The 559-nt window shown below is 57.1% G+C and carries 1 pseudogene; it reads left to right on the top strand.

Annotated elements, in window-relative coordinates:
* A pseudogene (locus tag HU729_RS25560) lies at positions 1-513 on the top strand (IS5 family transposase); the annotation flags it as partial.
* Between the last annotated feature and the right edge of the window lie 46 nt (positions 514-559).

Here is a 559-nt window from a genome sequence, read left to right as displayed (position 1 = left end):
GCTGGAGAAGCATCAGCTCGCGGCAGGGATTCTGGAAACCATCAACAACTACCTGTAAGACAAGGGCCTGTCGTTGCCTCAGGGCACCATTGTCAACGCCACCATCATCCACGCGCCCAGCTCGACAAAGAACAAGGAAGGCAAACGCGATCCGGAAATGCACCAGGCGAAGAAGGGAAACCAATACTTCTTCGGCATGAAAGCGCATATCGGAGCCGACACTGAATCGGGCCTGGTACATCACGTCCATGGCACCGCCGCCAACGTGGCTGACGTGACGGAGGTCGCTCATCTGTTGCACGGTGACGAAAACGTTGTCTGTGCCGATGCGGGTTACACTGGCGTAGAGAAACGGCCTGAGCACGACAGTCGGCAAGTGATCTGGCAGATCGCTGCGCGACGCAGCACCTACAAGCACTTGAGCAAACACAGCGTGCTCTACAAAGCCAAACGTCAGTTCGAGAAGGTCAAAGCGCAGACGCGGGCGAAAGTCGAGCCCCCTTTCGCGTGATCTAGCGCCAGTTCGGTTATGTGAAAACCCGCTTCCGTGGGTTGGCCA

Origin of the sequence: Pseudomonas sp. RW10S2 (assembly GCF_014268985.1) — a bacterium.
In the GTDB taxonomy this organism is placed as follows: Bacteria; Pseudomonadota; Gammaproteobacteria; order Pseudomonadales; family Pseudomonadaceae; genus Aquipseudomonas; species Aquipseudomonas wayambapalatensis.
This window is presented reverse-complemented; position numbering and strand designations above follow the sequence as displayed.